General features: G+C 42.6%; 18 protein-coding genes. 16 read left to right on the plus strand and 2 right to left on the minus strand.

All coding sequences use genetic code 11. From position 1 onward, the window contains the following. The 4 genes from A5886_RS06700 (at position 1) to whiA (ending at position 3,681) form a co-directional block, all read left to right on the plus strand. A complete protein-coding gene (locus A5886_RS06700; RefSeq protein ID WP_086274233.1) occupies positions 1-705 on the plus strand; it encodes an amino acid racemase in 705 nt (234 codons plus the stop codon). A gap of 120 nt (positions 706-825) precedes the next feature. Beyond that, positions 826-1,716 (plus strand): RNase adapter RapZ, encoded by an 891-nt coding sequence (rapZ, locus tag A5886_RS06705; protein ID WP_086274234.1) that lies wholly within the window; start codon positions 826-828, stop codon positions 1,714-1,716. After that, entirely contained in the window at positions 1,713-2,714 is a 1,002-nt protein-coding gene (locus A5886_RS06710) for a gluconeogenesis factor YvcK family protein (RefSeq protein WP_086274235.1), read from the plus strand. The genes rapZ and A5886_RS06710 overlap by 4 nt, the downstream gene beginning before the upstream one ends. Positions 2,715-2,745: 31 nt before the next feature. After that, positions 2,746-3,681 carry a DNA-binding protein WhiA gene (gene whiA / locus A5886_RS06715; RefSeq protein WP_086274236.1) on the plus strand — a complete coding sequence of 312 codons (936 nt, stop codon included), beginning with the start codon at positions 2,746-2,748 and terminating at the stop codon, positions 3,679-3,681. A 54-nt stretch (positions 3,682-3,735) separates the two neighbouring features. Here the strand turns inward: whiA and A5886_RS06720 are convergent, their stop codons facing one another. Continuing rightward, positions 3,736-4,251 (minus strand): DsbA family protein, encoded by a 516-nt coding sequence (locus A5886_RS06720; protein ID WP_086274237.1) that lies wholly within the window; start codon positions 4,249-4,251, stop codon positions 3,736-3,738. Positions 4,252-4,476: 225 nt separating this feature from the next. Between A5886_RS06720 and nifJ the strand changes: the two genes are divergently transcribed. The 5 genes from nifJ to A5886_RS06745 all read left to right on the plus strand — a co-directional run bounded on the left by nifJ (position 4,477) and on the right by A5886_RS06745 (position 12,287). Next, a complete protein-coding gene (gene nifJ / locus A5886_RS06725) occupies positions 4,477-8,190 on the plus strand; it encodes a pyruvate:ferredoxin (flavodoxin) oxidoreductase (protein ID WP_086274238.1) in 3,714 nt (1,237 codons plus the stop codon). 274 nt (positions 8,191-8,464) lie between these two features. Then, positions 8,465-9,346, plus strand: a complete 882-nt coding sequence (cdaA, locus tag A5886_RS06730) for a diadenylate cyclase CdaA (RefSeq protein WP_086274239.1) — start codon at positions 8,465-8,467, stop codon at positions 9,344-9,346. Then, the gene (locus A5886_RS06735) at positions 9,343-10,446 is read left to right on the plus strand and encodes a CdaR family protein (protein ID WP_086274240.1); all 1,104 of its coding nucleotides are present in this window, start codon (positions 9,343-9,345) and stop codon (positions 10,444-10,446) included. The genes cdaA and A5886_RS06735 overlap by 4 nt, the downstream gene beginning before the upstream one ends. Before the next feature lie 29 nt (positions 10,447-10,475). Further along, positions 10,476-11,831, plus strand: coding sequence for a phosphoglucosamine mutase (glmM, locus tag A5886_RS06740; RefSeq protein WP_086274241.1), 1,356 nt, complete (start codon positions 10,476-10,478; stop codon positions 11,829-11,831). 144 nt (positions 11,832-11,975) lie between these two features. Beyond that, complete coding sequence (locus tag A5886_RS06745; RefSeq protein WP_086274242.1) at positions 11,976-12,287, plus strand: DUF3784 domain-containing protein; 312 nt, start codon at positions 11,976-11,978, stop codon at positions 12,285-12,287. Positions 12,288-12,440: 153 nt separating this feature from the next. Here the strand turns inward: A5886_RS06745 and glmS are convergent, their stop codons facing one another. Further along, the gene (gene glmS, locus A5886_RS06750; protein WP_086274243.1) at positions 12,441-14,252 is read right to left on the minus strand and encodes a glutamine--fructose-6-phosphate transaminase (isomerizing); all 1,812 of its coding nucleotides are present in this window, start codon (positions 14,250-14,252) and stop codon (positions 12,441-12,443) included. 445 nt (positions 14,253-14,697) lie between these two features. Here glmS and A5886_RS06755 point away from each other — a divergent pair, with 445 nt between their 5' ends. The 7 genes from A5886_RS06755 (at position 14,698) to yihA (ending at position 21,279) form a co-directional block, all read left to right on the plus strand. Beyond that, positions 14,698-14,988 carry a hypothetical protein gene (locus tag A5886_RS06755; protein ID WP_086274244.1) on the plus strand — a complete coding sequence of 97 codons (291 nt, stop codon included), beginning with the start codon at positions 14,698-14,700 and terminating at the stop codon, positions 14,986-14,988. Between the two features lie 34 nt (positions 14,989-15,022). Further along, on the plus strand, positions 15,023-16,054 hold the full coding sequence (gene sppA / locus A5886_RS06760; protein ID WP_086274245.1) for a signal peptide peptidase SppA: 1,032 nt from the start codon (positions 15,023-15,025) through the stop codon (positions 16,052-16,054). Next, complete coding sequence (locus A5886_RS06765) at positions 16,038-16,736, plus strand: RDD family protein (RefSeq protein WP_373404599.1); 699 nt, start codon at positions 16,038-16,040, stop codon at positions 16,734-16,736. Before sppA ends, A5886_RS06765 begins: the two co-directional genes overlap by 17 nt. 54 nt (positions 16,737-16,790) lie before the next feature. Further along, entirely contained in the window at positions 16,791-17,738 is a 948-nt protein-coding gene (locus A5886_RS06770; RefSeq protein ID WP_086274247.1) for a hypothetical protein, read from the plus strand. Between the two features lie 121 nt (positions 17,739-17,859). Beyond that, entirely contained in the window at positions 17,860-19,143 is a 1,284-nt protein-coding gene (tig, locus tag A5886_RS06775; protein ID WP_086274248.1) for a trigger factor, read from the plus strand. 228 nt (positions 19,144-19,371) lie between these two features. Beyond that, positions 19,372-20,616 (plus strand): ATP-dependent Clp protease ATP-binding subunit ClpX, encoded by a 1,245-nt coding sequence (gene clpX, locus A5886_RS06780; protein WP_086274249.1) that lies wholly within the window; start codon positions 19,372-19,374, stop codon positions 20,614-20,616. Between the two features lie 78 nt (positions 20,617-20,694). Further along, the gene (yihA, locus tag A5886_RS06785; RefSeq protein ID WP_086274250.1) at positions 20,695-21,279 is read left to right on the plus strand and encodes a ribosome biogenesis GTP-binding protein YihA/YsxC; all 585 of its coding nucleotides are present in this window, start codon (positions 20,695-20,697) and stop codon (positions 21,277-21,279) included. Positions 21,280-21,364 lie beyond the last annotated feature (85 nt).

Below are 21,364 nucleotides of genomic sequence, written 5' to 3' on the forward strand. Positions count from 1 at the left end.
ATGGAGAATTTCTTTAGTATTTTAGGCGGTATGGGTACAATGGCCACAGAAAGTTATGTTCGGATCTTGAACCAAAGAACCCACGCCCACAAAGACCAAGATTACTTGAATTATGTGTTATTCAATCATGCGACAGTCCCTGATCGAACAGCTTATATTTTGGATGATCAATTAGAGAATCCAGTGCCATATTTGCTAGATGATATTGCAAAACAAAATTTGCTGCAGCCAGCATTTATCGTTTTGACGTGTAATACTGCACACTATTTCTTCGATACGTTACAAGCAGCCACACCCATTCCCATTCTGCATATGCCTCGGGCAGCCGCTGAAGCAGTCAAAGCTCAAGGGATAACAGGCAAAGTTGCTTTGTTGGGGACGGAAGGTAGTATCAAGGCCGGTATCTATGAAAAAGAACTACGTGATTTGGGTATTGATGTCTACTTGCCATCGCGGGAAATTCAGAAAATGGTCAATACGTTGATTTATGACCGCATCAAAGAAAATGGTCAGCTGGATCAAGCACTTTACTTCGATATTTTGGAAAAAGTCACCAAAAAAATCGGCTGTGAAGCAGTTGTTCTAGGCTGTACAGAACTTTCATTGATGGAGGAGTTTACGGAAAATAATCCGTATCCTGTCGTTGATGCGCAATCGATCATCGTTGACTTGACGATCGAAAAAGCATTGGCGCTGAGAGTGTAATTGAACAAGAAGCGGACGTTGGCTTGTACTGCGAGCTGACGTCTTTTTATGTGGGCAAGTATTCCAATGATACGCCCGGCATGATATAATATAAGAGTTGGAGAAAGGGGTTTTGTGAAAATGACTGAAGTAGATCATTTAGAATTAGTAATTATCACTGGAATGAGTGGCGCAGGTAAGACTGTTGCAATCCAGAGTTTTGAAGATATGGGGTTTTTTTGTATCGACAATATGCCGCCAAGTCTGGTACCGAAATTTTGGGAATTAATCAAGGAGTCTGGTAAAGTGACCAAGATTGCCTTAGTCGTCGATTTGCGTTCACGTTCTTTCTTTGAAGAAATCCAAAGTATGCTGATCGATATTGAAAACACCAATTTCATCGATACCCGCATTTTGTTTTTGGATGCTTCGGATAGTGAATTGGTTTCACGTTATAAAGAAACCCGCAGAGCACACCCGTTGGCGATGGATGGATTAGTCACTGAAGGGATTCGCAAAGAACGTGCGATTTTAGAAGATTTAAAGACCCGTGCCAGTATTGTGATCGATACAACGACGCTGACACCTAGACAATTAAGAGAAAAAATCAATCAAGAATTTCGTTCTTCTCATGAAACAGGTTTTCGAATCGAAATCATTTCTTTCGGCTTTAAATATGGCTTGCCCATCGATGCTGATATTGTAATGGATGTTCGGTTTTTGCCAAATCCCCACTATATTCCTGAATTACGCCCATTGACTGGAAAAGATCAAACCGTCTATGAGTATGTGATGTCTTTTCCAGAAACGGAAGAATTCTATCAAAGATTCACCGGCTTATTGCAAACGATCATGCCGGGGTATGTCAATGAGGGCAAAAGCAGTTTAACGGTTGCAATCGGCTGTACTGGCGGACAACATCGATCGGTGGCTTTATCTGAACGAGTAGGGGCAGCATTGTCTGAGGATTATAAGGTCAATATCACCCACCGTGACAAAGATAAACGTAAAGAAACGGTGAATCGATCATGAAGATGAAAACCTATCGTATTAGAAAACCAAAAATCGTCGTGGTGGGCGGTGGAACTGGTTTGCCAGTTATCTTGAAGAGTCTGCGTAATCAGGGCGTTGATATCACCGCCATCGTCACTGTCGCTGATGACGGCGGGAGTAGCGGTGAGATCCGTAATCTGGTGTCATCGATTTCACCTCCGGGGGATTTGCGCAATGTCTTGGCAGCTTTGTCAGATATGCCGCAACTCTACAATGATATTTTCCAGTATCGATTTAAAGCAGAAGACAAGTTTTTGGCCAATCATGCGTTAGGCAATCTGATCATTGCGGCCATCGCAGAAATGCGCAGCAGTACGTATGAAGCCATCCAAATTTTATCGAAGATCATGCACATCGATGGGCAAGTATATCCTTCATCTGATCTGCCCCTTGTATTGCATGCAGTCTTTAAAGATGGAACGGAAGCCGTGGGGGAGTCAAAAATTGCTCTCGACCGCAAAACCATCGATCATGTCTTCGTTCGTAATCAAGAAAATAATGACGCACCGAAAGCAGCACGCAAAGTAGTTTCGTCAATCATGGAAGCAGACATGATCGTCTTGGGACCTGGCAGCTTATTCACCAGTATTTTGCCCAATTTAATGATCAGTGAAATCGGTCAAGCGCTGTTGGAAACTACGGCCGAAACGGTCTATATCTGTAATATTATGACGCAAAAAGGCGAAACAGAGCATTTTACGGATGCTGATCACGTACGCGTATTGCATCAACATTTGGGCAAACCCTTTATCGATACAGTGCTGGTCAATACCGAAAGAGTACCCGAAGGCTATATGGATCCTGAAATCTATGACGAGTATTTAGTGCAAGTCAAACATGATTTCAAAGGGTTGCGGGACGAGGCTTGCCGCGTTGTTTCTGCAGATTTTCTGGCACTGAAAAATGGCGGGGTCTTCCATGATGGCGAAAAGGTCATTGAGGAATTGCTGCGGATCGTCTATGCCGCGAGAATCTAGTTTGTGTGTCATTGAGAAAGGAAGGGATTAGATGTCCTTTGCTGCTGAAGTAAAAAAAGAATTAACAACATTAGAAGTGCATCGTGAACATGCCAAAGCCGAATTGGCGGCATTGATTCGTATGAATGGTTCACTGAGTATCAACAATCAACAGTTTGTGCTGAATGTGCAAACCGAAAATGCCGCAATCGCAAGGCGTATTTATTCGCTGCTGAAAGATCATTACGATGTACGCAGCGAGTTGCTGGTACGGCGAAAAATGAAACTAAAGAAAAACAATGTCTATATCGTCCGATTAAAACAAGACACGAAACGTGTTCTGCTGGATTTAGATATCATGGATGGAATGATGTTCAATAGCCATGTTTCCGATGAAATCATGGGGAATACCCAAAAAATGCGCTCATATTTGCGGGGCGCGTTTATGGCTTCTGGGTCAATCAACAATCCTGAAACCAGTCGTTATCACTTGGAAATCTATTCAATCTATGAAGAGCATAACCAAGATATTTGCGATATGCTGAATGCTTATGGATTGAATGCTAGAGCTTTAGAGCGCAGAAATGGCAGTATTGCTTATTTGAAAGGTGCCGAGAAGATTGCTGATTTCCTGACATTGATTGGTGCAACCAATTCAATGTTAAAATTCGAAGACGTCCGTATCGTACGAGATATGCGCAATTCAGTCAATCGCTTGGTCAATTGTGAAACGGCCAATATGAACAAAACCATCGACGCGGCGTCTAAACAAATCGACAATATCGAATTTATTCAACTTCGGGTGGGTTTGCAAGCACTGCCAGATAAACTACAAGAAATTGCGGCATTGCGTTTAGAACATCCAGAAGTGAGCTTGAAAGAACTGGGCGAGATGATTCCATCTGGGGCTATCTCTAAATCAGGAATCAATCATCGAATCCGCAAAATCAATGAATTCGCGGATCGCTTGCGAGAACAAGTCAGTTAAAAAACAGATAGTGACCAAAAGAGAGTGCTTCTTTTGGTCACTATCTGTTTTATTTTATTGATTGATCAATTCAGTCAATTCATCTCCGCTGATAGATTCATCAAAGATGTGTCCGTCTAAGATCACTGTCGGTACAAATTGGATATTGGCTTCATTTGCTTCTTCGACTATGGCTGTTGCTTGTGCCTGGTGGTCGCTTAGAGTCAGCCCAAGGGTGTTTTCAGCATATTCAGCAACTTCAGCTAAGCTTAAATGACCCCACGCATCTTGTGTTTGAAAAATTTTACTCAACTGAGTAATCGCGGCAGCCTGATCATTGGTGGAAATATAGCGATGCATAACGTTCCCACGTTGTAATGATTCTTTTTCTTTATCAAACAATTTGATTACGCGGCGAATTTTGCCAGCAGCCACAGCTTCATTCAAAATTGATGAGGACTCTTCAAACCATTGGCGGCAGTAAGGGCAACGAACGTTGATAAATTCGATGATCGGCTTAGTATCAGCATCGCCGATCTGAATCCCTGTGATGGCATTGGTTTGTTCGGCCTTAATAATTGATATATCCATTGTAAAACCTCCTTTTTCTTTAGTTTAGCGAATAAAGAAGAGAAAGAAAAGCATCTCGCACTTTTATTTCTACGACAAATTGATCAATAAGGTGACAATTAATATATGTATGTGATTTCACGAATTTAAAGAGAATCACCAAGGAAATCTTTATTAATTCAACTGAATCAGCTATAATGAGTTGTGTTTTATTGTGCAAATCGAATGATTGAAGGAAGATAGATAATAATGAAGAGAAAAACTATGGACGGCAATACAGCTGCTGCGTATATTTCATATGCCTTTACCGAATTAGCTGCGATTTATCCGATCACGCCTAGTTCAACGATGGCAGAGTTGGTGGATCAATGGTCGGCACAAGGAAAGAAAAATATATTTGGTCAGCCAGTTAAAGTCGTGGAGATGCAGTCAGAAGCAGGTGCCGCAGGCGTGGTCCACGGTTCGCTGAAAACGGGTGCGTTGACGACCACCTATACAGCTTCACAAGGCTTGCTCTTGATGCTGCCGAATATGTATAAGATCGCTGGTGAGCTCTTACCAGGCGTATTTCATGTGGCCAGTCGTGCTGTGACCACCAATGCGTTGAATATTTTTGGCGACCATACGGATGTGATGGCTGCTAGACAGACGGGGTTTGCGATGCTGGCAGAAAGTTCTGTGCAAGAAGTCATGGACTTAGCACCAGTAGCTCATTTGGCAGCTATCGAAGCCAACGTCCCGTTCTTAAACTTTTTTGACGGCTTTCGAACCAGTCATGAGATCCAAAAAATCGAGGTTATCGAATATGAAGACTTGGCGAAAATGGTCAATCAAGAGAAAGTAGCCGCATTCCGCAAAAAAGCGATGAACCCGAATCATCCAACGGTCAGCGGGACAAATCAGAGTCCTGAGATTCATTTTCAACAAAGAGAAACTGTCAATCGTTATTATGATCAATTGCCGGAAATCGTTCGGCATTATATGCAGCAAATCAACCAACTGCGGGGAACGTCATATGACTTGGTGAACTATTATGGTGCTGAAGATGCAACCGAGGTCATCGTTACGATTGGCTCTTGTGCACAAACGGTTCAACAGACGGTTGATTATCTCAACCGACAAGGGCGTAAAGTCGGCTTGTTGACGATTCACTTATACCGTCCGTTCCCATTGGCGGTCTTTTTGGAGAAATTGCCCCACACTGTTCAATCAATAGCAGTGCTGGATCGCAGCAAAGAACCCGGTGCCAATGGCGAATCTCTCTTGTTGGATGTGCAAAGTGCCATGTATGATGCTGTGATTCGTCCAGTAATCATTGGCGGACGGTATGGACTGGGTTCAAAGGATGTCACACCAGACCAAATCGTGGCCGTATATGATGAGTTGATCAAGCCAAGTGCCTTACAGAAGAAAAGATTCACCATCGGTATCGTTGATGAAGTCACAGCATTATCATTGCCTTCTAAAGGCACTTTAGATCTGACCAACCCAGCTACTTTTCAAGCGAAGTTTTGGGGCTTCGGGTCAGATGGGACAGTCGGTGCCAATAAGTCTGCTATCAAAATCATTGGTGACCGAACAGATAAATATGTACAAGGTTATTTTCATTATGATTCCAAAAAATCTGGCGGTTTGACCGTATCACATTTGCGCTTTGGCGATACACCGATTCGCTCGACGTATTTGATTGAACATGCAGATTTTATTGCCTGTCATACACCTGCCTATTTGCATACCTATGATTTATTGAAAGGGTTGAAAAAAGGCGGAACATTCTTGCTGAATACGACCTGGAATGAAGCGCAGATCATGAAAAATCTGCCGAAAAAGATGAAGCGATATCTAGCAGAAAATGACATCGATTTTTATACGATCAATGCCATGCAACTGGCAATGGAAGTTGGTCTAGGTGGTCGGATCAATACGGCGATGGAGACAGCCTTCTTTTATCTGGCTGGAATTATACCTATCGAACAGATTATACCGATTTTGAAAGAAGAAGCGCGAAAAAGTTATGGCCACAAATCAATGGCCATCGTTGAAAAAAATCAGCTTGCGATTGATCGAACGATCGAAATATTGCACAAAATCGAGATTCCTAAAGAATGGGCAACGATCGTTGTACCTGTCAAAACCTCTAATGCCGATTCACGGTATGTACGAGAAATCGTTGAACCTGTCAATCGTCAAGAAGGCAATGAACTAAGTGTGGGGACCCTCGTGCGTAATCATATGACAGAAGGTACCATGCCTTTGGGGACAACCGCTGTTGAAAAACGTGGCGTTGCTGTTGAAGTGCCCGAATGGCTAGCTGATCGGTGCACGATGTGTAATGAATGTGCCTTTGTTTGTCCTCATGCCGCTATACGGCCTTTCTTGGCAGATGAAGACGAAATGGCTGAAGCGCCAGAAGGTTACATCGTTCGAGAAATGCGCGGTGCTAATGGTCAAAAGTACCGTATCCAAGTGTCTGTTGAAGATTGTACCGGATGTGGGCTATGTGTGGAAGCTTGTCCAGCCAAAGGCAAAGCGTTGATGATGCGTCCATATGACGAACAAAAAGAGCAAGCGGTCAATTGGGCATTTGCGATGACATTACGCCAAAAAGAAAATCCTGCCAAACCGGGTACGGTCATGGGCTCGCAATTCACCAAGCCTTTGCTAGAATTTTCCGGCGCTTGTGCGGGATGCGGGGAAACGCCCTATGTCAAACTGTTGACACAAATGTTTGGGGACCGAATGATGATCGCCAATGCCACCGGCTGTTCATCTATCTGGGGTGCAGCTGCACCAGTATCGCCTTATACAACGAATGAGGAGGGACAGGGTCCTGCTTGGTCTAATTCATTATTCGAAGACAATGCAGAATATGGCTATGGTATGTTCCTGGCCAATCAAACCCGCAGAGAAGCACTAGCAGAACAATTAGAAGCAGTGAAGGCCTTCGTTTCTGATCCAACCAAAGCACTGATCAGCGACTGGCAGGAACACCGTGAAGAAAGTGCTGGGACACAACAACGGGCAGTCAAATTAACAGCGGCTCTGACTGAGGACGCAGACAAGCATCCATCGATTCCAACTATTTTGACAGACAATGATTTATTCGTGAAACCGAGTCAATGGATGATTGGTGGAGATGGTTGGGCCTATGATATTGGCTTTGGGGGGATTGACCATGTATTGGCATCCGGTGCTGATGTCAATATCTTGGTTCTAGATAATGAAGTCTATTCCAATACCGGAGGCCAAGTATCGAAAGCAACGCCAGCTTCCGCTATTGCTAAATTTGCAGCGAACGGCAAGTATGCAGCGAAGAAAGATCTTGGGATGATGGCGATGACGTATGGGCATGTGTATGTGGCTCAGATTGCTTCTGGTGCCAATCAAATGCAGACGATCAAAGCCTTTGAAGAAGCGGAACGCTTCCCAGGACCATCATTGATCATTGCCTATACACCATGTATCACCCACGGCTTAGCTGGCGGGATGCGGCAATCATTGAAAGAAGCCAAAGAAGCAGTGGCTTCAGGTTATTGGTCCCTATATCGGTACAATCCTCTACTGGCAGAAGCCGGAAAAATTCCGATGATTCTAGATTACAAGAAACCTAATTTTGCTTTGATGCCAGCCTTTATGGATACGCAAATCCGTTTCTCATCATTAAAAAATGCCAATGCAGCAGCAAGTGAAGGCTTGTTTGCTAAAACCGTTAATGACGCCCAAACACGTTTTTATCGCTATGCACGGCTGGCCGGTCTGGAAGAAAAAATTCGCGCCAAATTGGAAAAAACGATTCAAGATAGCGCTACAAAAAAAGCTGACCCTGATCAGGCAGCAGAATCAACCCCAGTAGAAGCAAAAAAAGAAGGCAAAGCACGAACACTGACACCAGAAGAGCAGGCAGCAAAAGAGGCAAGACGCGCGGCTAGAGCAGCTCGTCGTAAACAAGGCCAAGAGTGATCTTTTCAAGCTTGATTATTGCATCAAAAAAACAGAAGTATAGAAAGCAGCAAGCTTTTTCATACTTCTGTTTTTTCTTTTTGACTCATTTTTGAAAATAAATGGTTGAGGGCAGGCCTTCTCATCAACGATGATGAGAAAAACATGGTAGACTGAAAATAGGGATTTTCATTGTTTTTGAAACTTTTTCATAATTTTGTTTTTTTTTGAATCTTTGAATACAGACCTATGTTATACTATTGTTTGAAGTCTTAAGAATAAAGGAAGGCTGTTTATGTCGATAAATTTTACTGATTTTTTTAACCTAGATTATTGGAGAGATTTACTCTCATTTGATATATTTTCACTCTCGTTTTTTGTCAATCTTTTGGATGTCATCGTTGTTTGGTATCTCGTCTATAAATTGATCCAACTGGTGCGGGGCACCAAAGCAATCCAACTATTCAAAGGGGTCGGCCTGTTCATTGTTTTGCGTTTCTTAGCGGGTATCATTGGATTAAAGACCTTGTCCTGGTTGATGGATCAAGTCATCACCTATGGTGTGATAGCGGCGATTGTTATTTTTCAACCGGAGATCCGGCGAGGGCTAGAACATTTAGGACGCAGTTCATTATTCAAAACATCTAAGAATGAGAAGCATCAAGATGAAGTGTTGGTCCAGTCATTAGATAAAGCGGTCCAATACATGGCCAAACGGAAAATTGGTGCATTGATCACCATCGAACGGACGACAGGTCTGGAAGAATACATTGAAACAGGGATTGCATTGGATGCAGATGTGACTGGAGAATTGTTGATCAATATCTTTATTCCCAATACACCCCTACATGATGGTGCGGTGATCATCAGAGAAGACAAGATTGCTGTAGCAAGTGCCTACTTGCCACTATCTGAAAGTCCGCTGATCCCTAAAGAATTTGGGACGCGGCATCGTGCGGCTGTGGGGATCTCTGAAGTCAGTGATGCCTTGACATTGATTGTCTCTGAAGAAACTGGAGATGTCAGTATTACCTTGAATAATCGCATGATGACTGAATTATCAAGACAAGAATACTTAGCAATCTTGAATCGCGAATTGGTACCTGAAGACAAAATCGGCAAGCGCAATGTCCTGCAATCTTTCCTAGAAGGGGTCAATAAAGGGGGAAGAAAATGATTAAGAAGGATCGCCGTCAGAATCTATTTTATGGTATACTAGCGCTGTTCTTTAGTTTGGTATTATTTTTTATCGCTAGCGGATCCTCCTTACAAGTTGATCTGTCTGGCTCAGTCAATGCCTATCAAGAAGAAATTGATGCTGTGCCGATTCAAACCATATATGATACGAATGATTATTTCATTCAAGGATTTGAAACAACCGTCAACGTGACATTGAGCAGTCGCAATCGGGTGCAATTGAATGCAGAAAAAAATGAAGAGACCCGCAGCTTTCGGGTTGTGGCTGATTTATCTGATTTGGATGTCGGCACCCATGAAGTGCCATTAGAAATTCAAAACATCAGCTCCAGTGTTTCGGCTGAGATCGAGCCAAAAACAGTCACGGTGACCATTGAGAAGAAAGTCACCAAAACATATACAGTTGAACCTGTTGTTTCGACTGAAGATGATAGCAGCGGCTATGCGATCGAATCAATGGTAGCTGCACCCCAAGAAGTGACGATCACTACTGGTGAACAAACAGCGGCTGATATCGATCGTGTTGTAGCGGTGATCGATCCTGATGATATTCCGAATGATTCAGGTACAGTCTCTGCCGTGATCGAAGCATGGGATATCAACAAAAATCCATTGGCAATCGTTGCGGATCCCGATACGGTAGATGTCGCAATCACAATGGAAGCACCGACTAAAGATGTCGAGCTATTCGTGACACAACAAGGGACGTTGCCAAACGGTATTTCGCATTATATTTATCGCATGAGCAGTATCAGTGCTGCTTTAACTGGACCGCAGGATATACTAGATCAAACTACGCAAATCGGTGTTCCGGTAGATATCAGCGGGATCACTGCAACCACTGAACAAACGGTGACAATACCTGCACCTGATGGCACAACGATCAATCCTGTCGAAGTGACGATCCAAATCACACCAGTTGCCCAATCAGCAAATGACAGTGAGGAAGCAGCTGCTGATCAAACGAGTGATTCGTCGACTGCAACGTCTGATAATGCGTCGTCAACGAGTCTTGGACAAGAAAGTGATCAAGAAAGCGTTGAAAGTGCAGCAACCAGTGAAACTGAATCAACAAATTGAAATGAGTACGAATAAGAGAGGTTTTTAAAATGGGAAAATATTTTGGTACAGATGGTGTGCGAGGAGAAGCAAATAAGGAGTTAACGCCAGAATTAGCGTTTAAATTAGGACGATACGGTGGGTACGTATTAAGCCAGCACGAAACGGACGACCGTCAACCACGAGTTTTGGTGGGTAGAGACACCCGTATTTCGGGACAAATGCTGGAAAATGCGCTTATTGCTGGTCTTTTATCTGTTGGGATCGAAGTCTTCCAATTGGGTGTGATCTCCACACCGGGTGTGGCTTACTTGACGAAAGTCCAAAAAGCAAGCGCCGGTGTCATGATTTCTGCTTCACATAATCCAGCTTTGGACAACGGCATCAAGTTTTTTGGAAATGATGGGTTCAAATTGGTGGATGAGCAAGAAGCGGAGATTGAAGCATTGCTTGATGCACCAGAAGACACATTGCCACGTCCTTCAGCAGAAGGATTGGGTACGGTGGATGAATTTCCAGAAGGCTTGTTGAAGTATTCTCAATTCTTGCGCCAAACGATTCCGGGAGATCTAGAAGGAATCACTGTCTGTGTCGATGCAGCCAATGGTGCCACAGCAACCAGCGTCAATCGTTTGTTTGCAGACTTGGAGACTGATTTTTATACGATGGGTACGTCACCTGACGGCTTGAACATCAACGACGGCGTTGGTTCGACACATCCAGAAAAACTGGCTGCATTTGTGGTGGAAAAAGGCGCTGATGCAGGCTTGGCTTTTGATGGTGATGGCGACCGTGTGATCGCGGTCGATGAATTAGGAAATATCGTCGATGGCGATAAGATCATGTATATCTGTGCCAAGTATTTAGCTGAACAAAAACGCTTGAATCAAGGCACAATCGTTACGACAGTGATGAGTAATCTTGGCTTCCATAAAGCCGTTGAAGCAATTGGCTTGAAAGATGTCATCACACAAGTCGGTGACCGATATGTGGTTGAAGAAATGCGCAAAAATGATTATAACTTTGGCGGCGAACAATCGGGTCATATGATCTTTTTGGATTTCAATACAACAGGTGACGGCTTATTGTCGGGGATCCAATTATTGAATATTATGAAACAAACCGGTAAGAAGCTATCTGAACTAGCTGGTGAAGTCACCATCTATCCACAAAAATTGGTCAACATCCGTGTGACTGATAAAAATGGTGCCATGGAAGTGCCAGCAATCGCCAAAATCGTGGCTGAAGCTGAAGCTGAAATGAATGGCGAAGGCCGAATCTTGGTTCGCCCTTCAGGAACGGAACCATTACTCCGTGTCATGGCTGAAGCACCAACGATTGAAAAAGTAGATTATTATGTTGATAAAATCGCTGCGGTTGTCCGTGAGGAAATCGGGGCTGAATAGAGAATGCCAAAACCAACGATGATTCGTTGGTTTTTTTTCTGGATTCAAGAGATGTTCTAAAGTCATTGTGATAAAATGAGCATATAATCTGAAAAATGATAGTATAATTGGTCAAAAAACTGTTGAATCAAAGGAGGACTGCTTATGGGGTTTGCCGTTGAATGGCTGATCGTTATCGTATTTGTTTTTGTAGGCATTTTATTCTTAACTGGTCATGGCTGGCGATTGATCGCAGGTTATAATACGGCTTCAAAAGAAAAGAAAGCCAAGTATGATTTGCAACGTTTGTATTTGGTCAATGGGATCGGCATGCTTGTATTAGGTATATTGGTGGCTACCATGAATGTTTTTGTTGACGACAGGACAATGCTTTGGCAGTTGTTGTTTCTGGTGTTTTTCATTATCGTGCTTATTGTTATTGTGGTGCTTAATGGTACGTGGTGTATGAAGCGGTGAGGGGGCAATCGGGTTAAAGTATTTTTCAGAACAGGATATGTAGAAAACTTTTAGAAAACCAACCAGAACAAACCAATCCCCAGTGTCGATACTGCAGGCACTGGGGATTGGTTTGTATTCAGTTCATTTAAAGTAATAAACGTTTAAAAAACTTTATTCAACTGTTACTGATTTTGCCAAGTTACGGGGTTTGTCTACATCATAACCCCGTTGCAATGTTGCAAAGTAAGCGAGTAGTTGTGTAGGAATCACCGATACTAAGCTCGTGACTAATGGGTGCACATTCGGGATGATAATTTGATCGGTTGGTTTCGCGAGTTCTTGACTGGCTATGACCAACGTATGGGCACCACGGGATTCAACTTCTTTCAAGTTGCCTCGGGTATGAGAACCAGTGACTGCTTCTGAAATAATACCGATCACCGGCGTACCTTCTTCAATCAAGGCAATCGTTCCATGTTTCAATTCGCCAGCTGCGAAACCTTCGGCTTGGATATAAGAGATTTCTTTCAGTTTTAAGGCTGCTTCCATAGATACATAGTAATCATTGCCACGTCCGATATAAAAGGCGTTACGGCTTGTTGATAAGAAGTCTTCGGCAAATTGACTGATGACTGCTTTTTCATCCACCAATGTTTCCATGGTTGATGCAACGATACTTAATTCATGAAAGACATCAAAATCAAACGCTGCTTGTACGGCTTTTTCATCACCAATCGCTTTGGCCAATAAAGTCATGACTGCGATTTGTGCTGTATAAGCTTTTGTTGATGCGACGGCGATTTCAGGACCAGCATGTAACAACAATGTATGTTTGGCTTCCCGAGACAATGTAGAACCGGCTACATTGGTGATTGTGAGACTTGGCAAACCTAATGCATTGATTTTAACCAATACTTGACGGCTGTCAGCAGTTTCTCCGCTTTGAGTCAAGAAAATAAAGAAAGGTTTGGCTGAAAGCAATGGTGTATTGTACCCAAACTCACTAGACAAATGGACTTCGACTGGAATTTGCGTCAATGTTTCAAGGATGGCTTTTGCTGCCCAACCGGCATGATTGCTGGTGCCGCATGCGATGATATAGATCCGGTCGCTTGCAATCATTTCTGCTTTTAATTGCGGATCAATGGTCACTTGGCCATTCGTTCCTTGATATTCTTGAATGAGACGACGCATCACAGTGGGTTGGTCATCGATTTCTTTCAACATATAGTATGGGTATGTGCCTTTTTCAATATCAGTCAAATCAAGTTGTGCTTCGTAAGATTCACGATAGACTAAGTTGCCTTTTAAGTCTTCGATGGTGATTTCATCCGCTTGGACAGTCACCATTTCACCGTCTTCGATTTCAACAAAGTGGGTGGTTTGATCCAACATCGCCAATGCATCACTGCAGATGACATTGAAGCCGTCGCCAAGACCAATCAACAATGGGCTTTTGTTTTTTGCAACATAGATTGTTTCTGAATCTTTTTTGTCGACTAATGCAAATGCGTATGAGCCGCGAATCAAAGTCAACGCTTGTTTGAAGGCTTCTTTTGTTGTGCTGCTGTTTTGTGCTTTCAAGACTTCGATCAGGTGAACAACGATTTCGGTATCTGTTTGGCCAGCAAAGTGATGATCTGCCAAATAGGTGTCGTGTAATTCCTCAAAGTTTTCGATCACGCCGTTATGGACCAAAACCAATTCTTCATTACCTGACGTATGGGGATGGGCATTTCTTTCTGATGGCTTACCGTGGGTTGCCCAACGTGTATGGCCGATACCGATCGTTCCTGTTACCTCTGGTGTCACTTTGGCTTCCAAGTTTTTGATTCTTCCTTGTGCCTTGATCAAGTGATCAGAAGTACGATCTGCAACGTACATTCCCGCTGAATCATAGCCGCGATATTCCAAACGTTCCAATCCATTCAAAATAATCTGTTCTGCATTTGACTTTCCAACAATTCCTACAATTCCACACATAATGACAATCCTACTTTCAAAAATTTTTTCTGTCGATTATGTATTTCTATCTGCGTAGCAAACTTTTGTGCACATGTTTCAATGTGGGTTTGTGTTTGCTTGTAGAGTGCAGTCCCTAGAGCCATCCGCCGAAAACTTCGATCAACTCTTTCCTCGTCATCTGTTGCCAGATCAGGCGCTATCCGTATTGGTCTATCTATCCTCCTTGACATTATTTTATAGAAATACAAGCAATATGATACTATTTATAGAAACGCCTGTCAACAGATTACAAAAAATAAATAAAATTGGTATAGATGACACTAAAAATAAACAAGCATGGCGTGTCTCAGCAGTCGTCAACCTGTTTTGAGCTTAGAAAAGAATCCGATGAAATTTGCCCATATGGCTATCCTTTTTTTTTCAATTTCGCTACAATTAAACTGAAAGAAAGTGAGGAAATCAAATGGCAGAACAAGTGAATTGTATGAAATTTTCAGAATTGAAAGAATTGGTGGCGGCTTTAGCGGCCAACGACAAAGTAACAGACGAAACCAAAATTTTCTTAGATACGGGTTGGGATAGTTTGCAAGAGATTTTGCCAGGGGCAGTGTCTGTGGCATCGGCGCAACCCTTTCAAGTGCAAGACGAATTGACAAAGGAATATTTTGGCGGGTATGTGTTAGCGGAAAAAAGTGAGAAGTTTGATAGCAGCGGTTCAGCTGAAGATGTGATCGTGATCAAGAATCTATATTGATCATTTATAAATAAAACTTAGGCAGGAGGAAACAATGAATAAAAGAAGATGGATTGCCGTAGGTATTGCGGCGGGGTTATTTATTTGTTCAGGTGTGTTTTCATTGATGACCACCAGAGAAACAACAGAAGACACTTCAGCGCTACAAGGATTAAATGCACTGTTTTATGGCAGTAACACAATTGCAGAAACACCTGTTGTGGCTGGGGATGAAACACAACGGATCGTCCGTTTGACATTGGAAGGAACAATCGCAAGTACATCAAGTGGCGGCTTGTTTACTTCAGAAACCTACGATCATCAACGCTTTTTGGAAGAGCTGCGCATGATCCAGCAAGACCCAACGATCAGCGGGATTTTGCTAGAAGTCAATACGCCAGGAGGCGGCGTCTATGAAAGTGCGGAGATTGCCCGTGAGTTGGCGAAGATCAAAGAACAAGAGATCCCGATGTATGTATCAATGAAAAATATGGCTGCTAGTGGCGGATACTATATTTCTGCAGGGGCTGACAAGATTTTTGCGACGGAAGAAACTGTGACCGGATCAATCGGTGTGATCATGTCGGGCATCAATTATGCGGGCTTATTTGAAAAACTTGGTATCGAGGACAGTACTTATAAAAGTGGCGCTTTGAAAGATGTCGGATCGGCAACAAGAGAGGCAACAGAAGCTGACAAAGAAGTGTTGCAAACGTACGTTGACAATGCGTATGGTCGTTTTGTTTCCATTGTCGCTGAAGGTCGAGGGATGACGGAAGAAGCTGTGCGCAAAATTGCTGATGGCCGAATTTATGATGGTCAACAGGCATTGGAAGTTGGTTTGATCGATGAGATTGGTTTTCCAGAAGATGCATTGTCTGCGATGCAGCAAGATTTGCACTTGGAAAATGCAGAAATCTTTACCTATGATGTCGACAATACAGGTTTTGCAGCCACTTGGCTTGGCTCGAGATTGGCTGAATTCCAAGGGCTGAAAGCCTCTAACACAGAACGTATTTTGGAATTGATGGAAAGTCTGGGTACCAGTGATGCACCGAAACCTTTGTATTATTACGGAGGTGCGTAAATTGGATAAAGACAAACAAATCGATCAGCATCCGAACCCAAAACAAACGCATGCCGGTCCGTCACATCCAGACGATTTTTATCAACAAGTATTGTCGTCTTTCGAAAAAGAAGCGTATACTGAAGAAACGATCAAAGACAATCAACAAGCATGGCAGCATTTTGAGGAGCCGGATCGGCAAGTGGCACAGGCACCACTGATCAATGACTTTCCCGACTATTTCTTTGCTGGCTTTTGGATCCGCCTGTTTGCATTCGTCATCGATTTGAGCGTGATCCATTCGATCACTGCAATCACGATTGGCAGTGTATATAGACTCAGTGGGTTATCAATCGGCACGCACCCATTCGGTCTGTATCAGTTGGTTTCATTAGCAATCTACTTGGCCTATTTTGTCTTGCTGACAAAATACAATCATGGTCAGACGGTTGGAAAAATGATATTCGGTATTCGCGTGATTTCTTTTCGAGAAGCGCAGTTAAGTTGGCAAACCGTTTTGATCAGGGAGCTATGCGGCCGCTATGTGTTGCAATTTTACTGGTTGTTTTATGTAGGCTATTTGCCAACGATCTTCAGCAAAAACAAGCAGCATGCAGCCGATTACTTTGCGGATACAAGTGTAGTGACGATCAACCTGATCAAAGCGTTCAATAAGCATGCGGATGTGCATCAAGAAGTATAGTCTGCTGGCTAAGGTTAGATAGCTATACGATCAAAGAAGACTGAGGTGTTATCAATGGGAGAAACAATCGACTTTCCAGGTCCAGAACAAAGACTGCAACTAGCTGCAGAAAAAGCCTATCAAGCGAAAGAATTTTTGCAAGCCTATCGTCTATATCGCGAGCTCTATACCTTAGAGCATACGTATGCGATCAATCAATGGTTGGTTGAATGTCTGCAGCAATTAAAGGAATTCAGCGAAGCATTGGACACCGCAGATGACTATTTGGATGACTATCTGAAGGACCGAGATGGTTTTTTGCAAGTGGGCCATTTGTATGTCTTAGATGGTCAATATCTAAAGGCGCATCGATGGCTGCACCTTGGACATCGTCAACAAGTTGACACGGAAATGCTACAGCAGTTGCGCTTTGAGATCGAAAAAGTAGAAGAAGTCCAGCAAATACTAGGGATGGAAGACCATTTAGCCAAAAAGGAACTGCTGTTGAACATCGATAATCTTCGCCAGCCCGTCAACTATCATTCATGGCAAAGCCTTGTACAAGGGATGACGAGCCAGCAATTTATTGATTTGGTCCGTGATCTGTTGCCACGGATGAGGAATCTTTATCTGATTCCCAAGCTGGTAGAAGAACTGGTTCGCTTAGATGTCCATGAGACATTTTCAGTCGTGGATTACATGGGAGAGACCAAAACAATCGATCCCAGTAAATTAGCTGTCTTGCCAGACATGCCGGTCTACCAGCAGATCATGGCACGAATCAATGACACGATCGCACAAGACGATCCGATTTTGGCAGAGAGTGTGATTGCAGAAATCAGTGATCACTTAGCGATCAGTTATCCATTTCTGCCGCCAGAAAGGCAAGTCAATGCATGGATCGACAGCTATGTAGCTGATTATCGTGGCGAGAACGAACAAGAATCACAGACCAAAGCAAAAAATAGCATTCAAATCCGCAAAGAAAGATTGCGAAGAATCTTACAAGAAACCCAGTTTTAAAAGAAAAATTTGCAACTTTCATTGTAAAATGTTTACAATTAAACAACGTTAGTGTACTATTTAAAGGTATGCATGAAGCTATTTCATATGTCAAACATAATTTATATTCGGAGGGAAATAAATGACTGCAAATTGGGAAAAAACAGGCACGAATGATGGTGCTTTAACATTTACGATTGCACAAGCTGAAATCCAAAAAGGCTTAACAACTGCATTCAACAAAGTGAAAGGCAGCTTGAACGTACCAGGCTTCCGTAAAGGGAAAGTATCACGTCAAGTCTTCAACCGTATGTACGGTGAAGAAGCATTGTACGAAGATGCATTGAACGCTGTATTGCCAGAAGCGTATGAAGCAGCTGTCAAAGAAGCAGGAATCGATCCAGTTTCTCAACCTAAAATCGATGTTGTCAGCATGGAAAAAGGCGAAGATTGGACAATCAAAGCTGAAGTCACTGTCAAACCTGAAGTGAAACTTGGCGATTACAAAGATTTAACTGTTGAAAAACAAGACCGCGAAGTAACGGATGAAGACGTGGACGCACGCATCACACGTGAACAAGAAGCACAAGCTGAATTGGTCATCAAAGAAGACGAAGCAGCAGAAGATGGCGATACTGTCGTCATCGATTTCGAAGGCTTCTTAGGTGAAGAAACATTTGAAGGCGGAAAAGGTGAAAACTATTCATTAGAATTAGGTTCTAATTCATTTATTCCTGGCTTTGAAGAACAACTTGTTGGTACAAAAGCAGGCGAAAGCAAAGACGTTACTGTGACTTTCCCTGAAGACTACCAAGCGGAAGACTTAGCTGGCAAAGAAGCAGTCTTCAAAGTAACTGTTCATGAAGTTAAAGCAAAAGAATTACCAGAACTAGACGATGAATTCGCAAAAGATATCGACGACAGCGTTGAATCATTGGCAGAATTGAAAGAAAAATATCGCACAGAATTAACAGAAACCAAAGAAAAAGCAGCAGAAGATGCGAAAGATGAAGCTGCGATCCGTCAAGCAGTTGAAAACGCAGAAATCGTTGAATTGCCTCACTCAATGGTTCATGATGAAGTACACCGTTCAATGGATGAGTTCTTGAACAATATGCAACAACAAGGAATCTCTCCTGAAATGTACTATCAATTAACTGGTTCTACTGAAGCTGATTTGCACACACAATTTGAAGGCGAAGCAGAAACACGCGTCAAAACAAATCTTGTGATCGAAGCAATCGCTAAAGCGGAAGGCTTGGAAGCATCAGATGAAGATATCGATAACGAAATCAAAGAATTATCTGAAGCATACAACATGCCAGTTGATCAAATCAAACGTGTCTTAACAGAAGATATGTTGAAACATGACATTACGATGAAAAAAGCAGTTGAACTTGTAACTGGAACTGCCAAAGAAGCGTAATCAGGTATGACATTTGCGGCGAACATCATTTGGTGTTTGCCGCTTTTTACTATGGATTTGAAGGAGAAAATGGCCACTTTACTAACAAATGATAAGAAAGACTTATAGAAAGTAAAAAGAACTTTTTCTTTCAAAAAAGTTATGATATGATTGATGAAGACTGTAAAGTTGATCTACAAAATTCCACTCCTTTCACACAGGTTGGAAAATATTCAAGGGGTGAACAGTATGTACGATAACACAAATGGAAATGAAGCTGTTCGTTGTTCTTTTTGCGGCAAAACACAAGAAGAAGTCAAAAAGATTGTTGCTGGACCTGGGGTCTATATTTGTAACGAATGTATCGATCTTTGTAAAGACATTATCGATGAAGAGTTTTATGAAGAAGCAATCCGTGAGTTTACTGAAGTGCCTAAACCACAAGAATTGTTGAATGTGCTGAATGAATATGTTATTGGGCAAGACCGTGCCAAACGTACGTTGGCGGTCGCTGTCTATAATCATTATAAACGTGTCAACGTGGAAGCATCCGCGGAAGATGTTGAATTGCAAAAAAGCAATATTTGTTTGATCGGACCTACTGGGTCTGGTAAGACATTTCTAGCACAGACACTTGCTCGTTCGTTGAATGTCCCATTTGCTATTGCAGATGCTACAAGTTTGACAGAAGCAGGGTATGTCGGTGAAGATGTTGAAAACATTCTGTTGAAACTGCTACAAGCAGCGGATTACAATGTGGAAATGGCTGAAAAAGGCATTATTTATATCGATGAAATCGATAAGATCGCCCGCAAGAGCGAAAATGTATCGATCACTCGCGATGTATCTGGGGAAGGTGTCCAACAAGCATTGCTGAAAATCTTGGAAGGCACAACAGCTAGTGTACCGCCTCAAGGTGGACGCAAACATCCACATCAAGAAATGATCCAAATCGATACGACCAATATTTTATTCATCGTGGGTGGTGCATTTGATGGGATCGAAACGATCGTCAAAAACCGTTTAGGTGAAAAAACGATTGGTTTCGGGACGAAGAACCAACGTTTTTCTGAAGGCGAAAGCGTCATGCAGCAAATCATCCCAGAAGACTTATTGAAGTTTGGTTTGATTCCTGAATTTATCGGTCGCTTGCCTGTAATGGCCGCTTTAGAAAAATTAACTACGGATGATTTGGTCCATATCCTAACTGAACCGAAAAATGCGTTGGTCAAACAATACCAAAAATTAATGGCATTAGATGACACTGAGTTGAGCTTCGAACCTGAAGCGTTGCGCTCGATCGCTGACCAAGCAATTGAACGCAATACCGGTGCCCGCGGCTTACGGTCTATCATTGAAAATATCATGATGGATGTTATGTTCAATGTTCCTTCTGATGAAACGATCGAAAAGGTCATTATCACAGAAGAAGCGGCGAAAGAACAAGGGGAACCGAAAATCATCTACAATGAAGAAACCAAGAAAGCAGTCTAATTCAGACATAGTCGGATAGTCTTATTGCTATCCGGCTTTTTTTTGAGTAAAATAAAGAGTCAGGAAAGGAGTGAGTGGATGAAAGTACATCAAGCTGAAATTGTTATTAGTGCCGTAGCACCAGCCCAGTACCCAGATACCAACTTACCAGAAATCGCCCTAGCAGGTCGTTCCAATGTCGGCAAATCTTCTTTTATCAATACATTGATCGATCGTAAAAATTTGGCCCGGACGTCTTCTAAACCGGGGAAAACACAAACCCTTAATTTTTATTTGATTGAACAAGCATTGCATTTTGTCGATGTCCCAGGATACGGTTATGCGAAAGTGTCAAAAACAGAGCGTGCCAAATGGGGGAAAATGATTGAAACCTATCTTGCTGAACGCCAGCAGTTGCGGGCAGTCGTTTCTTTGGTTGATTTACGCCACGCACCTTCGCAAGAAGATATTCAAATGTATGATTTTTTGAAATACTATGAGATTCCCGTGATCGTCGTTGCCACGAAAGCCGATAAGATTCCTCGTGGCAAATGGAACAAACATGAAAGTATGATCAAAAAGGCCCTCTCATTTGATGCCAATGATACCTTTATTCTATTTTCCGCTGTGACCAAACAAGGAAAAGAAGAAGCATGGCAAGCAATCGAGGATGCTATCAAATAGCTTCGTAACGATGGACCGCAGATAAAATCTGCGGTTTTTTTGATTCTACGTTTCGTAGAGTGTGGAATCTTAGGTTTTCTGACGA

This window comes from Candidatus Enterococcus testudinis (genome assembly GCF_002140915.1).
GTDB classification, from domain to species: domain Bacteria; phylum Bacillota; class Bacilli; order Lactobacillales; family Enterococcaceae; genus Enterococcus_D; species Enterococcus_D testudinis.